The organism is Burkholderia sp. Ac-20349 (assembly GCF_017104865.1).
GTDB lineage: Bacteria > Pseudomonadota > Gammaproteobacteria > Burkholderiales > Burkholderiaceae > Burkholderia > Burkholderia aenigmatica.
This window is the reverse complement of record NZ_JAAGPM010000092.1, coordinates 18,680-31,525: the sequence shown is the minus strand read 5'-3', so window position 1 is coordinate 31,525 and position 12,846 is coordinate 18,680. Positions and strand designations below refer to the sequence as shown.

The 12,846-nt window shown below is 68.1% G+C and carries 13 protein-coding genes; 4 read left to right on the top strand and 9 right to left on the bottom strand.

The window, feature by feature from the left end; translation table 11 throughout:
- Nucleotides 1-95 precede the first annotated feature (95 nt).
- On the top strand, nt 96-431 hold the full coding sequence (locus G3N61_RS26000) for an EscU/YscU/HrcU family type III secretion system export apparatus switch protein (RefSeq protein WP_346778586.1): 336 nt from the start codon (nt 96-98) through the stop codon (nt 429-431).
- 268 nt (nt 432-699) lie between these two features.
- Nucleotides 700-1,434 (top strand): PepSY-associated TM helix domain-containing protein, encoded by a 735-nt coding sequence (locus G3N61_RS25995; RefSeq protein ID WP_043184678.1) that lies wholly within the window; start codon nt 700-702, stop codon nt 1,432-1,434.
- Nucleotides 1,435-1,546: 112 nt separating this feature from the next.
- On the opposite strand, the gene G3N61_RS25990 is transcribed toward G3N61_RS25995, so the two are convergent.
- From G3N61_RS25990 to G3N61_RS25950, 9 genes are all read right to left on the bottom strand, one after another.
- On the bottom strand, nt 1,547-2,572 hold the full coding sequence (locus G3N61_RS25990) for an XdhC family protein (RefSeq protein ID WP_205823917.1): 1,026 nt from the start codon (nt 2,570-2,572) through the stop codon (nt 1,547-1,549).
- Between the two features lie 268 nt (nt 2,573-2,840).
- Complete coding sequence (locus G3N61_RS25985; protein WP_089451416.1) at nt 2,841-4,247, bottom strand: amino acid permease; 1,407 nt, start codon at nt 4,245-4,247, stop codon at nt 2,841-2,843.
- Between the two features lie 230 nt (nt 4,248-4,477).
- The gene (gene rqpR / locus G3N61_RS25980; RefSeq protein WP_043184675.1) at nt 4,478-5,134 is read right to left on the bottom strand and encodes a response regulator transcription factor RqpR; all 657 of its coding nucleotides are present in this window, start codon (nt 5,132-5,134) and stop codon (nt 4,478-4,480) included.
- Between the two features lie 7 nt (nt 5,135-5,141).
- Nucleotides 5,142-5,957, bottom strand: coding sequence for a quorum system sensor histidine kinase RqpS (gene rqpS, locus G3N61_RS25975; protein ID WP_089451415.1), 816 nt, complete (start codon nt 5,955-5,957; stop codon nt 5,142-5,144).
- A 415-nt stretch (nt 5,958-6,372) separates the two neighbouring features.
- Complete coding sequence (locus G3N61_RS25970; RefSeq protein ID WP_043184673.1) at nt 6,373-7,143, bottom strand: ferredoxin--NADP reductase; 771 nt, start codon at nt 7,141-7,143, stop codon at nt 6,373-6,375.
- A 234-nt stretch (nt 7,144-7,377) separates the two neighbouring features.
- Nucleotides 7,378-8,025 (bottom strand): LysE family transporter, encoded by a 648-nt coding sequence (locus G3N61_RS25965; RefSeq protein ID WP_043184672.1) that lies wholly within the window; start codon nt 8,023-8,025, stop codon nt 7,378-7,380.
- Between the two features lie 113 nt (nt 8,026-8,138).
- Nucleotides 8,139-8,954 (bottom strand): endonuclease/exonuclease/phosphatase family protein, encoded by an 816-nt coding sequence (locus G3N61_RS25960; protein WP_011353499.1) that lies wholly within the window; start codon nt 8,952-8,954, stop codon nt 8,139-8,141.
- Nucleotides 8,955-8,959: 5 nt separating this feature from the next.
- A complete protein-coding gene (locus tag G3N61_RS25955) occupies nt 8,960-9,448 on the bottom strand; it encodes a hypothetical protein (protein WP_043184671.1) in 489 nt (162 codons plus the stop codon).
- Nucleotides 9,449-9,594: 146 nt separating this feature from the next.
- A complete protein-coding gene (locus tag G3N61_RS25950; RefSeq protein ID WP_089451497.1) occupies nt 9,595-10,314 on the bottom strand; it encodes a nitroreductase in 720 nt (239 codons plus the stop codon).
- Between the two features lie 230 nt (nt 10,315-10,544).
- Between G3N61_RS25950 and G3N61_RS25945 the strand changes: the two genes are divergently transcribed.
- Together G3N61_RS25945 and G3N61_RS25940 are read left to right on the top strand one after the other, a co-directional pair.
- Nucleotides 10,545-11,525, top strand: a complete 981-nt coding sequence (locus tag G3N61_RS25945) for an AAA family ATPase (protein ID WP_205823916.1) — start codon at nt 10,545-10,547, stop codon at nt 11,523-11,525.
- Nucleotides 11,526-11,702: 177 nt separating this feature from the next.
- Nucleotides 11,703-12,812 (top strand): NAD(P)/FAD-dependent oxidoreductase, encoded by a 1,110-nt coding sequence (locus tag G3N61_RS25940; RefSeq protein WP_043184669.1) that lies wholly within the window; start codon nt 11,703-11,705, stop codon nt 12,810-12,812.
- Nucleotides 12,813-12,846: the final 34 nt, after the last annotated feature.

Below are 12,846 nucleotides of genomic sequence, written 5' to 3'. Positions count from 1 at the left end.
TGACGGCATCCATGTGACCAAGGCAAGCTCGGATATCACCATTACGAACAATGAGGTGATCAACGGCGGCGATGACGCGTTTGCGGTGGTTGGCTATTTCAACGAGGGCGTCCGGCCTCGCCGCGTCCCGCAAGCGCGCGGCCGCGCTCGTCTACGATCCGAAGGGCGGCGACACGGCGCCGCGCGTAGTTGCAAAGGGCTACGGCGCGCTCGCCGAGATGATCGTCGCGCGCGCACACGACGCGGGGTTGTACGTGCATACGGCACCGGAGATGGTGTCGCTGCTGATGCAGGTCGACCTCGACGACCGGATTCCGCCACAGCTCTACCAGGCGGTCGCGGATCTGCTCGCGTGGCTTTACTCGCTCGACCGCACCGAGCCCGCGCCGGACGACGCCGCGCCGCGCTTTCCGCTGCCGCCGCTGCGCTGACGGGCCGGCACCGCGTGATTTATTACGAAATACTGTCTCGGCCTTTCACGGTCATTCTGTCGGCATTTTCGTTCTATTGATCGGCATCGTGGCGCAACGCATGCGCTTCGTCCGCATTTCCGCTCTCTTCGGGGGCGCCGCCACGCACCCTGGCGGATTGAGCCGGCGATAGATTTGTGTAATGATATCCATTCTCATTTTCATGCTGCTCGGGCGGCGCGCATGCTCTGCGCGCCGCCCGTTGTTTTGAACGAATGGAAACTTTCGCGTGAACGCGCCCGAAACGATCACTCCGCCCAAGACGGGTACTTCCCGCGCGGGCGTCACCGTGCTGCACCCGGCGGCCCGCCCGCTGAGCGACGACGAACTGGCCGCGCGCCGCCAGCGTTCGCGCCGCGCAACCTTCATCAAGTGGCTGCGCAAGGTGCACGGCTGGGTCGGATTGTGGGGCGCGGTGCTCGGGCTGCTGTTCGGCGTGACGGGCGTGCTGCTCAACCACCGTGCGCCGCCGCTGAAGATTTCGACCGGCGAGCCGCAGGTCGAGGAGATGCAGATCGCGCTGCCGGATCCGGCGCCGAAGACGCCTGCCGCGATGATGAAGTGGCTGCAGCACGAACTGCATTTCGACGGCAAGCCGGGCCGCATGCGCAAGGAGCCCGCACAGCCCGTGGCGTGGGGCGATAAGCGCGTGATGCAGCCGGAGCACTGGCAGATGGGCCTGTTCGGTCCGCATCAGAACCTGCAGGCCGAATACTGGGTCGGCAACGGCTACGTCGCGGTGAAGCGCACGGGCAACACGTTCCTGACGACGCTGAACAACCTGCATCGCGGCGTCGGGATGAATCTCGGCTGGGTGCTGCTGATGGACACGATCGCGGGTTCGCTGATCCTGCTGTCGCTGACCGGCGTGCTGCTGTGGACCGAGCTGAACAAGCGCCGCACGGTCGGCGTCGTGCTGGTGGTGGGTTCGGTCGCCGCGGCGCTTGCCGCCGGCCTGACCTGATCGGCGGTCATCGCGCCGGCCTGGCGCCGGCGCGTGCCTTTTCGTCGGTTTTGTCCGCTTTGCACGCTGCGGACGCGTACCCGGCGCGACCGCGCGCCGGCGTCGGCACCGCTCAGAGGCCGCAGGCCGCGCCGCTGTTCGCCGCGATTTCGCGCGCAGCCTTTGCGCCCTCGACCTGCAGGATCGTCGGCAGCGACACGTTGTTCTTCGAGGCGGTGATCTCGGCGAGGATCGAGATCGCGATTTCCGGTGGCGTCCGGCTGCCGATGTAGATGCCGGCCGGCCCGTGCAGCCGGCCCAGTTCCGCTTCGTTCAGGTCGAATTCGCGCAACCGCTCGCGCCGTGCCGCGTTGTTGCGCCGCGAACCGAGGGCGCCCACGTAGAACGCGGATGTCTTCAGCGCCTCCATCAGCGCGAGATCGTCGAGCTTCGGATCGTGCGTGAGCGCGATCACGGCCGAACGCGCGTCGAGCTTCATGTCGAGCACCGTATCGTCGGGCATCGTATGCACGACGCGCGTGCCCGGCACGTCCCACGCATCCGTGTATTCCTCACGCGGATCGCACACCGTCACCTGGTAGTCGAGCCCGACCGCGATCTGGCACAGATAGCGCGACAACTGGCCGGCGCCGATCACGAGCATCCGGTAGCGCGGCCCGTGGATCGTCACGAGCCGCTCGCCGTCGAACGCGAGCCCGTCGGCCGCCTGCGCGGGCGACAGCGAAGCACGGCCGGTCGCGAGCGTCATCGTGCGCGTGACGAGGCGGCCGGCCTCGACTTCCGCGCACAGCGCGGCAATCCCGCTGTCGCGCGTGAGCGGCTCGAGCACGAGCTGGATCGTGCCGCCGCAAGGCAGCCCGAAGCGGTGCGCTTCCTCGGCCGTCACGCCGTACTTGAGCGCTTCCGGGCGCGCGTCGGCTGCGATCCCGCTAGCGTGCACGCGGGCGATCAGGTCGTCCTCGATGCACCCGCCGGAGACGGAGCCGACCACGAGCCCGTCCTCGCGCACCGCGAGCATCGCGCCTTCTGGGCGCGGCGACGAGCCCCACGTCTTCACGACCGTCACGAGCAGCACGCGGCGCCCTTCTTCGAGCCAGCGTGCGCTGGATTTCAATACATCGAGATCGACGCTTTCCATCATCTTCTTCCTGTTGCCGGACGGCCCGCTACCCGGGACCGTCGTTCGATGGCGGGATTATGAACCGCGCGGCGCGCATGCGCAGGCGGTGCGGTGGCGCGTGCGGGCCGATCCGGAGGATCGGGCAAGATATTGCGACGATCGGACAGCGATCGAGCGCGGGAACGGCGCAGCGGCCGGTTCGGGGGAGGCGGTTGCCGCGCGGGGCCGGTGGTGGCCCCGCGGGTGGTCGCGCATCGCGCGCGGCAGGCGCGCGCGACGACGGCGCTCAGTGCGCGTCGTGGTGACCGTGCGCGAGCTTCGAGTGGTGGCGCGAGTACAGGAAGTAGATCACGAGGCCGATCACGAGCCACACCCCGAATGCGGCCCACGTGATGGGCTTCAGGTTCAGCATCAGGAACAGGCACGACGCGACCGCGAGGATCGGCACCACGGGCACGCCGGGGCAGCGGAACGCGCGCGGCAGGTCGGGGTGCGTGCGGCGCAGCACGAGCACCGCGACCGACACCATCGAGAACGCGGCAAGCGTGCCGATGTTGATCAGTTCGGCGAGCACGTTGAGCGGCACGAGCGCGGCGATCAGCCCGAAGAACAGGCCGACGAGCCAGGTCGTCAGGAACGGCGTCGCGTAGCGCGGGTGCACGCGCGACAGCGCCGCCGGCAGCAGCCCGTCGCGCGACATCGCGAAGATCACGCGGGTCTGGCCGTAGCTCATCACGAGGATCACGGTCAGCATGCCGAGCACGGCGCCGAGATCGATGAAGCCCGCGACCCAGTTCTCGCCGGCAACCTGCAGCGCGTACGAAATCGGGTGCGAGATGTTCGCGTACTGGGCCGACGGCACGATGCCGGTCGCGACCGCGGCGACCGTCACGTACAGCACCGCGCACACCGCGAGCGACGCGATGATGCCGATCGGCAGGTCGCGTTTCGGGTTCTTCACTTCCTCGGCCGCCGACGACACCGCGTCGAAGCCGATGAACGCGAAGAACATCACGGCCGCCGCGCCGAACACGCCGTTCCAGCCGTGCGGCATGAACGGCTTCCAGTTCGCGGGCGTCACGTGGAATACGCCGACCGCGATCACGAGCAGCACGACCGACACCTTGATGAACACCATGATGTTGTTGATGCGGGTCGACTCGCGGATGCCGATCGACAGCAGCGTCGTGATCACGATCATCACGAGGAACGCGGGCAGGTTGAACCACGTGACGACACCCGGCACCGCGCCGGGCGCGGCCGTCAGCACGGCGGGCAGCGTCAGCCCGAAGCCCTGCAGCAGCGACTGCAGGTAGCCCGACCAGCCGACCGACACGGCCGACGACGCGAGGCCGTATTCGAGCATCAGGTCCCAGCCGATGATCCACGCGACGAGCTCGCCGAGGGTGGCGTATGAATACGTGTAGATCGAGCCGGCGACGGGGATCGTCGACGCGAATTCCGCGTACGACAGCGCCGCGAGGCCGCACGCGATCGCGGCGATCACGAACGACAGCATCAGTGCCGGGCCGGCCTGGACGGCGCCGGTGCCGGTCAGCACGAAGATGCCGGTGCCGATGATCGCGCCGATGCCGAGGAAGGTGAGGTCGATCGCGCCGAGCGCTTTCTTGAGCCCGGCGGCATGTGCGCCGGCGATCATGCGATCGACGTTTTTCTTGCGGAAGAGAGACATTGCGGATGAATCGCCAGCGCGCGCGGGTGCGGTAGCGCTGATTGAGTGAAAACCCGTAATTTTAGCCGATTTGGCGCACAAAACCCGCTGCGGCGCAGCGGCGCGCCGCGAAATCGTCCGATAAAACAAGCGCTTGCGCGCCAGACGGGTGCCAGCGGGCCGCGGCGCGGCGTGCGCCGCGTCGCGGGATCGGACGAGTCGGTTGAATCAGTTGAATCGGGGCGGGGAGATCAGGCGCCGGCCGTGGGCGCCATGTCGACGAGCCGGTTGCTCATCACGTAGAACGTGAGTTCCGCGTTGTTCGACAGCCGCATCTTCTCGAGCAGCCGCGACCGGTACACGCTCACCGTCTTCACGGACAGCGACAGCGTGTTCGCGATGTCGGTGAGCCGCTTGCCCGACGCGAGCATGCAGAGCGTCTGGTATTCGCGGTCGGACAGCTTCTCGTGCGGCAGCGGCTCGTTCTCGAACGACACGTATTCGGCGAGCGCCTCGGCCATCGCGGGGCTCACGTACTTGCGGCCGGCCGCGACCTGCTGGATCGCGCCGATCATCTGCGCGGCATTGACCGTCTTCGACAGGTAGCCGGCGGCGCCGGCCTTCAGCGCGCGTACCGCGTACTGATCCTCGCGGTACATCGAGAACATCAGCACCGGCGTGCGCGGCAGCTTGCGCTTGACGCGCTTGAGCACTTCGATGCCGTTCGTGTCCGGCAGCGAGATGTCGAGCAGGATCACGTCGAATTCCTGCTTGTCGACGGCCGCCATCGCGTCGCCGCCGTTCTCGGCCTCGGTGACGTCGCGTGCGACGCCGCGGTCGATCAGCAACTGGCGGATCCCTTGCCGGACGATCGCGTGATCGTCCACGAGCAGGATGTTCAGGCTCATGACGACCTCACGAAAGCGACGCGCGGCGGGCCGCGGCGGGCACCGCGAGCAGCGAATCCCAAGCGAAGCGCGCGGTGACGCGCGTGCCGTGGCCGGTTTCCGGCGTGGCCGTCTCGAAGCGGCCGCCGAACGCCTCGCAGCGGGCGCGCATGCCGGCGAGGCCGTAGCCGGTGCGGCGGCTCCGGGAGAAACCGGTACCATCGTCGGAGACAATCAGTGACAGATGCGTGCGGTCGGCGGCGATCCGCACGTCGACCGACGTCGCGCGCGCGTGCTTCGCGACGTTCGACAACGCTTCCTGCGCGACGCGGAACACCGCGAGCGCGCTGGCGCCGGCGATCTGCGTCAGGCGTGCGTCGGCTGCGCACACGAAGCTGGTGCGCAGGCCGGTGCGTGCCGCATGGGTGTCGACCCACGACGACAGCGCGCCGACCACGCCCGCGTCGAGCGCCGGCGTGTCGCGCTCGTCGATCAGCCGGCGATTCGCGTCGGTGGCGGCGTCGAGCGCCTGCTGAGCCAGCTCCAGCGCGCGCAGGCACCCGTCCGGCGCATCGGCCGGCAGCCACGTTTGAACGTTTGCGAGCGCGAAACGCGCGGCGGTGAGTTCGGCGCCGAGCCCGTCATGCAATTCGCCGGCCAGGTGGCGGCGGGCCGCTTCGTCGGCGGCGAGCAGTTGGGCGGACAGCGCTGCGATCCGCGCGGCGGAGGTGGCGCGTTTCGACGCGGCGTCGGCGATGGGCGGAGTCGCGACGCAGCTCGGCACGAGCGGTTGCGACGGGAACGGGGCGTGGGCGCCCAAGGGCGCGTTAAGCGACGTATCCATGACTCTCCCTGCTGTCAGAAAGCGGTTCAGACACCGGCTGGCTGCGTGGATCGGCTGCCGTTTCGATGACGGTCGCCGCCAGAGAATCGCCCCCTGCCGAGGTAACAAAAGTTACGTCTTGTAACACTTGCATCCGACCCTTCCACTCTCATCCGAACGGCAACCACGCGCGGCGAATAATATCTCAAAATTTCTGAAAAGGTCATGTCGGGCGGACATTTAAGGGTAAATGTGAATAATCGGAATGAACGTGTTGTAGGAAAAACACTGACACCCGAACACCGGACGATGACGTATCCAAATGTAACTATTTGAGATGGGATGATCCCAATTTGTTACGAATTCGCCAAGTAGGGATGAAAAAAAACCGGAGCTTTCGCTCCGGTTCTTGATGACGCGCAAATTTGGGGATCGATCAATCCACGAAGGCGCGCTCGATCACGTAGTGGCCCGGCGCGCTGTTCTTGCCTTCGACGAGGCCGGCCTGCTTCAGCAGGTCGGTCGTGTCCTTCAGCATCGCGGTGCTGCCGCACAGCATCACGCGGTCGTTTTCCGGCGAGAACGGCGGCACGTCGAGGTCGGTGAACAGCTTGCCCGTCGAGATCAGGTCGGTGATCCGGCCTTCGTTGTCGAACGCTTCGCGCGTGACCGTCGGGTAGTAGACGAGCTTTTCCTTGATGATGTCGCCCAGGTACTCGTGGCCCGGCAGGTCGTGCTTGATGAAGTCCATGTACGCGAGCTCGCCCTTCAGGCGGCACGTGTGCGTCAGGATCACCTTGTCGAAGCGTTCGTAGATGTCCGGATCGCGGATGATCGACATGAACGGCGCGAGGCCCGTGCCCGTCGACAGCATCCACAGCGTCTTGCCCGGCAGCAGGTTGTCGGCGACCAGCGTGCCCGTCGGCTTCTTGCCGATCAGCACGGTGTCGCCCACCTTCAGGTGCTGCAGGCGCGACGTCAGCGGGCCGTTCTGCACCTTGATGCTGAAGAATTCGAGATGCTCTTCGTAGTTCGGGCTGACGATCGAGTAGGCGCGCGCGAGCGGCTTGCCGTCGACCTCGAGGCCGACCATCGTGAATTCGCCGTTGTTGAAGCGCAGGCTCGCCTCACGGGTGCAGGTGAAGCTGAACAGCGTGTCGGTCCAGTGATGGACGGATTGGACGGTGGCGGTGTCGTATTTGCTCATGGCTTTGAAAACGGACGCGCGTAGCGAACGCGAGTAACGGGCCCAAAAACGGGCAAAAAAACCGAGTGCGTCGGCCCGATCGCGGATCGGCCGGCCGGCGCGTCGGACACGCGCCTTCTCGATGACAGACGATTGAGGAACTCGTTATTTTACCCTGTTGACGCGGATCGCGGGCTTGACCCCCGTGGCTGCGCGGATTTGGCGCAACGAATTATTTCAATCTGCTTTCGGTTTTCAGCGTTCGGCCGCGAGTTTCGCGCCGAGGCCGACGAGCGCCACGCCGCACAGCGCGTCGAGCGGGCGCCGCACGCGCCGGTAGCCGCGTTGCGCGCGCGGGCTCGCGAACAGGTACGCGACGCACGAATACCAGCCGGCCGACAGCACGCCGATCGTCACCAGCACCGCGCCGTTGAACCACAGCGGCACGTGCGCGGGCAGCATCGCCGCGAACACGCTGGTCCAGAATGCGCACGATTTCGGATTCGTCAGGCAGGTGAACAGGCCGCTGCGATACGCGCGCAGGTAGTCGCGCGCGTGCGGCGCGGCCAGCGGCGCGCGTTCGTCGGGCGCGTCGGCCGGCGCCGCATCGCGGCGGATGCCCGCGCGCAGCAGCTTGAAGCCGAAGTACACGAGGTACACGGCCCCGCCGATCCGGATCGCCTCGTACAGCCATTCGACCTGGTGCAGCACGGCCGCGAGGCCGAGCATCGCGAGCGTCGCCCATGCGACCGACGCGGTGCCGACGCCGAGCGCCGACGCGGCACCGAGGCTGCGCCGCCCCGCGAGCGACAGTTGCGAAATCATGAAGAAATTCGGGCCGGGGGTGATCGCCGCGACGAGATAGACGACGGCGATTTGCAGCAGGATCGGCAGGTAGGTCATGGTGGGCAGCCCGATGGCGGGCGCTGGCGGAAAGGGCGACCCGTTAATGTAGCGCGCGCCGCGCGGCCGCGCTTTGGCGGCGCGCAAGCGGGCTGAAATCCGGCCCGGGAACGTTATTGCGGATCGAGGCGCAGGCGCGCGATGTACGGCAGGTGGTCCGACAGCCACGCGGCCTCGCCGGACGGTGCGCGCCATTCGAGCGGCGTCAGCCCGCGCACGAACATCTTGTCGAGCGCGAGCGCCGGCGAGAACGCGGGAAACGTGCGGCCCGATTCGCCGAGCAGTGTCGCGACCTCGGACAACCCGATCTCGCCGAACAGCGCGACCGAATCGTTGCGCCAGTCGTTGAAATCGCCGGCGAGCATCAGCGGGCCGTCGCCTGCGTTGCGCACGATCCAGTGCGCGATCCAGTGCATCTGGCGCAACCGCGCGGCGCGCGTGAGCGCGAGGTGCGCACACAGCAGCGTGACCGGGCGCGCACCCGCGAGCGTCGCACGTGCGACCAGCAGCCCGCGCCGCTCGAAGCGGTGTGCCGAGATGTCCCAGCGGCCGCCGAGGTCGAGCGGATGCGGCGACAGGATCGCATTGCCGTGCCGCCACGACGGCTTGAACACGTTCGGCCCGAGCGCGATCTGCCAGTCGAGCGCATGTGCGATCTCGGTGGCCTGGCAGTGCCATACGTCGTCGACCGCGTCGTCCATCGGCGCGCCGAAGCCGGGCGCGAGCACGGGGCGCGGCATGCGGCGCGCCATTGCTTCCTGCAGGAAATACACGTCGGCGTGCGTCGACTGCATCCAGTTGCGCATCGCGTTCCACGCGGTGAAGCCGAGCGGCGAGCGGCCCTTGTGCAGGTTCCAGCTCACCGCGGTGAGTTCGTCGGGCGCGGCGTGCGGTTCGGCGAACGGCAGGGACAGGGCGTCGGCGGACATGACGCTCAATCCTTCGCGACGTGCGCACGCACGCGGTACACGAGGTGCGGATGCTGTTCGACGAGCGTCCAGTCGGTCCACGCGTCGCCACCGACCGTCAGGCCGGGGTGGCTCGCGACGATTTGCCGCGGCGACGCGGGCAGGCACGGATCGGCCGGCTTCGCGCCTTCGTCGTCGATCGTTTCCTGCACGTCGAGCGCGAGCGACACGGTGTTCGCGCCGGCATCGACGGTGAGCGGCGCGACCGTCACCGAGCGCGAGCGCTCGGTCGGCACGACACGCGCGGCATTGCCGCAGCCGACCGGCACGGCGGACGGATAGCGATGGGTATCGGTACGGGTCTGACCCACGGTGGTGCGCTGCTGGAACGTGTCGATGGTCTGACCGTCGCGCACCACCTGGATTTCCCACGCGACGGAGGCCGGTGCGGGGCTCTGTGCATGGGCGGCGAGCGCGACGCTCGCGAGCAGGACGGCCAGGCCGTGTTTCAGCATGAAACGTCTCCGGAAACGCGGAATAGCGGGGAACGGACGCACATCTTACGCCCGATCGTTTTCGATCGCGATGTGACAGGACGCGCCGCGGCAGGTTCGCCGCGCGATGCGGTCCTGTTCAAAAGGTAGGGCCGCGTCATGCGTTTTCAAGCGAAAAAGCGCGCGAACTCCACGACGGGCGCGCGCTCGGTGACGAGGCGGTTCTCGATCGCATCCGGGTCCGCATGGCCGAGCGACATCCCGCAGACCAGCTGTTCGTTGGCGGGAATGCCGAGGTGTTCGGCGACGATCCGGTGAAACGGCACGAACGCGGCTTGCGGGCAGGTATCGAGCCCGCGTGCGCGGGCGGCCGTCATCACGCCCTGCAGGAACATCCCGCAGTCGAGCCATGCGCCGTGCGTCATCACGCGGTCGAGCGTGAAGAACAGCGCGACCGGTGCATCGAAGAAGCGGAAGTTGCGTGCGTGCTGCGCATGCATGCGCGCCTTCTCGTCGCGGCCGATGTTCAACAGGCCGTACAGGTCCCAGCCGACCTTGCGGCGCCGGTCGATATACGGCGACACCCATTCGCGCGGGTAGTAGTCGTACTCGGCGACGTATTTCTCGTCGCGCGCGGGATCGTCGTGGGCCGCGGTGAGCGCGGCGGCGAGCGCATCGCGCGTGGCGCCCGTCGCGACGTACACGCGCCACGGCTGGATGTTGGTGCCCGACGGCGCGCGGCTCGCGGCTTCGAGGATCGCCTCGAGCGTGTCGCGCGGCACGGGTGTCGGCAGGAACGCGCGGATCGCGCGGCGCGACGTGAGCGCCGCGTCGACGGCGCCGATCGCATCGGCATCGGCGCGCGGGGAAGCAGTGGGGACGGACATCGGCATACCTTCGGGGCGGGGTCCGACGCGCCGCGCGGGCGCTGTCGGCAAGGCCGGTGCAGCGGGTGGGTGAACCGACGATCATACGCCGCGGCGCGCCGGCGTGCAGCGCGCGCGGGGTGTTAGCAGCAGACGCGCGTGGCTGCTTGCTTGCGCGGGGATGCGGGATCGCTACACTGAAATCGTAAGGGTCTGATGGTCGTGTGACAGCAAGCGGCAGCGAGGTTGGTATGACGACGGCGATGGTGAAACAGGAACTGGCGGTGGCGTCCTTCAGCACGGTGTACGACCTCGAGCAGGTCGAGACGGCGCTGAGTGACCTGAACGAGAGCGCGAGCGACGCACTGCGCGCCACCTACGAGAGGATGCTCAAGACGGGCAATCTGCGCTTCTGCGTGAAGCCGAACCGGATGCCGTCGTTCGACGCGCTCGGCGAGGCATTGCCCAATTTCGCCGAGCCGCTCGACGACGTGCGCAAGCAGGTCGCGCTGTGCCTCGAAACGGACGACCGGCTCGAACTGATGCCGATCCTGCTGCTCGGGCCCCCGGGCATCGGCAAGACGCACTTTGCGAAGGCGCTCGCGCAACTGCTCGGCACCGCGTACCACTACGTGCCGATGAGTTCGCTGACGGCCGGCTGGATCCTGTCGGGCGCGTCGTCGCAGTGGAAGAACGCGAAGCCCGGCAAGGTGTTCGATGCACTCGTGAACGGCAGCTACGCGAACCCGGTGATCGCGGTCGACGAGATCGACAAGGCCGGCAGCGATGCGCAATATGATCCGCTCGGCGCGCTGTACGCGTTGCTCGAGCACGACACCGCGCGCGCGTTCATCGACGAGTTCGCGGAAGTGCCGATCGATGCGGGCAACGTGATCTGGATCGCGACCGCGAACGAGGCGCACGCGATTCCGGAGCCGCTGCTCAACCGGATGAGCGTGTACGAGATCGAGCCGCCCGATGCGGCCGGCGCGCGCCGGATTGCGCAGACGATCTACGACGAGATCCGCACGTCGCATGCGTGGGGGCGGCGCTTCCCGGATACCCTCGGCGACGACGCGCTCGACGTGCTGGCCGCGACCCCGCCGCGCACGATGCGCCGTGCGCTGTTGCACGCATTCGGCGCCGCGCGGCTCGACGGCCGCGATGCGATCGGGCCGCGCGACATCCGGGCCGACGAGGGCGCCGCGAAGCGCCGGCCAATCGGCTTCTGACCCGGCGGCGCGCGCACGGCGGCGGCATGCGCGCGCCGTGCCGCGCCGTGTGTCGTGCCGTGTGTCGACCGTCATGCACGGTGTCGTCACGATACGCTGCACGACCTTCGGCAAGCGGGTGAACCGGGACGTACAATTCTCTTCTCTCCCCTCGACGCGCTAGCGGCGCGAAACGTCATGGAGCAGATGGATTGTGTCGTGATCGGCGCGGGCGTCGTCGGTCTGGCGATTGCGCGCGAACTGGCCGCGCGCGGGCGTGAAACGCTCGTGCTCGAGGCCGCCGATGCGATCGGCACGGGTACGAGTTCGCGCAACAGCGAAGTGATCCATGCGGGGCTCTACTATCCGCGCGGGTCGCTGAAGGCGATGTCGTGCGTGCACGGGCGCGACCTGCTGTACGAATTCTGCGAGACGCATCACGTGCCGCACCGGCGCGCCGGCAAGCTGCTCGTCGCGACGACCGCCGCGCAGGTGAAGCAGCTGAAGGCGATCGCCGCACGCGCGACCGAAAACGGCGTGCTCGACCTGATGCCGCTCACGCGCGCCGACGCGCAGACGCTCGAGCCCGCGCTCGAATGCGTCGAGGCGCTGTTCTCGCCGTCCACCGGCATCGTCGACAGCCACCAGCTGATGCTCGCGCTGCTCGGCGACGCGGAACGCGACGGCGCCGTGTGCGCGCTGAAATCCCCGGTCGAGTCGATCGACGTGCTGCGCGGCGGGCGCTTCGTCGTGCGCACGGGCGGCGACGCGCCGACCGAGATCGAGGCCGCCTGCGTGATCAACAGCGCGGGCCTCGGCGCGCAGGCGCTGGCGCGTCGCACGCGCGGCCTCGACCCGCGCTGGGTGCCGCCGCTCTACCTCGCGCGCGGCAACTACTTCAGCCTGTCAGGGCGCGCACCGTTCTCGCACCTGATCTACCCGATGCCCGACCGCGCGGGGCTCGGCGTGCACCTGACGCTCGATCTCGGCGGGCAGGCGCGCTTCGGCCCGGACGTCGAATGGGTCGATGCGCTGCGCTACGAAGTCGATCCCGCGCGCGCGACCGCGTTCTACGCGTCGATTCGCGCGTTCTGGCCGGACTTGCCCGACGACGCGCTGCAGCCGGCGTACGCGGGCATCCGGCCGAAGGTCGCGGGGCCCGGCGAGCCGCCGGCCGATTTCATCGTGCAGGGCGCCGCACAGCATGGCGTGCGCGGGCTCGTGAACCTGTTCGGCATCGAGTCGCCGGGGCTGACCGCGTCGCTCGCACTCGCGCAGCGCGTGGGCGAGATGGCGGCTTATCGTTGAATCGGGGGGGCGGCGACGCCGTGACGGCTGTGTG

What these genes read in the sequence shown, in the direction of transcription:
- G3N61_RS25970 (WP_043184673.1), bottom strand. Translation starts at nt 7,143, where the DNA reads ATGAGCAAATACGACACCGCCACCGTCCAATCCGTCCATCACTGGACC.
- G3N61_RS25955 (WP_043184671.1), bottom strand. Translation starts at nt 9,448, where the DNA reads ATGCTGAAACACGGCCTGGCCGTCCTGCTCGCGAGCGTCGCGCTCGCC.
- G3N61_RS25985 (WP_089451416.1), bottom strand. Translation starts at nt 4,247, where the DNA reads ATGTCTCTCTTCCGCAAGAAAAACGTCGATCGCATGATCGCCGGCGCA.
- G3N61_RS25950 (WP_089451497.1), bottom strand. Translation starts at nt 10,314, where the DNA reads ATGTCCGTCCCCACTGCTTCCCCGCGCGCCGATGCCGATGCGATCGGC.
- rqpS (WP_089451415.1), bottom strand. Translation starts at nt 5,957, where the DNA reads ATGGATACGTCGCTTAACGCGCCCTTGGGCGCCCACGCCCCGTTCCCG.
- G3N61_RS25965 (WP_043184672.1), bottom strand. Translation starts at nt 8,025, where the DNA reads ATGACCTACCTGCCGATCCTGCTGCAAATCGCCGTCGTCTATCTCGTC.
- rqpR (WP_043184675.1), bottom strand. Translation starts at nt 5,134, where the DNA reads ATGAGCCTGAACATCCTGCTCGTGGACGATCACGCGATCGTCCGGCAA.
- G3N61_RS25960 (WP_011353499.1), bottom strand. Translation starts at nt 8,954, where the DNA reads ATGTCCGCCGACGCCCTGTCCCTGCCGTTCGCCGAACCGCACGCCGCG.
- G3N61_RS25940 (WP_043184669.1), top strand. Translation starts at nt 11,703, where the DNA reads ATGGAGCAGATGGATTGTGTCGTGATCGGCGCGGGCGTCGTCGGTCTG.
- G3N61_RS25990 (WP_205823917.1), bottom strand. Translation starts at nt 2,572, where the DNA reads ATGGAAAGCGTCGATCTCGATGTATTGAAATCCAGCGCACGCTGGCTC.
- G3N61_RS25945 (WP_205823916.1), top strand. Translation starts at nt 10,545, where the DNA reads ATGACGACGGCGATGGTGAAACAGGAACTGGCGGTGGCGTCCTTCAGC.